A 455-nucleotide genomic window follows, 5' to 3' on the forward strand; every position below is an offset into this window, starting at 1 on the left:
TTCGCCGCGCTCATCGTGCCGCCGTCGACCAGCGTCACCAGGGGCCTCGCGGTGTCCCCGCCCGGGCTCGCGTACAGGGCGCGCTGGGCTCCCCGTACGTCGTACGTGGCCACCAGCCCGCCGTCCAGGAAGGCCGAGGCGGCCGTCACGGCCTCGGTCACCAGGCCGCCCGGGTTGCCGCGCAGGTCGAGCATGAAGCCCGCGCCCGGTTTGGCCGCGCGGACGGCGGCCCGGACCTGTTCGCCCGAGCCGCGGCTGAAGGAGGCGACCTTGATGACGGTGATCCCGCCCGGGAGCTCCCGTACGGTCACGGGCTCGGTGTGCAGCTGCTCGCGGCGCAGGGTCTCGGTGAGGTCGGCGCCGTCCCGGGTGAGGTGCAGGACGACCGGGGTGCCGGCGCCGCCGCGCAGCAGGGCGACCACGTCGCAGACGCGCAGTCCGGTGACGGCGTGGCC

Annotated in this window: 1 protein-coding gene; it reads right to left on the bottom strand. The window is 76.0% G+C overall.

The features are described from left to right. The coding region (locus tag G3I78_RS48265; RefSeq protein WP_239158482.1) for a S41 family peptidase at positions 1-455 on the bottom strand (455 nt) is incomplete at both ends.

The sequence above is a fragment of the Streptomyces sp. SID13726 genome (assembly GCF_010548375.1).
Lineage (GTDB): Bacteria > Actinomycetota > Actinomycetes > Streptomycetales > Streptomycetaceae > Streptomyces.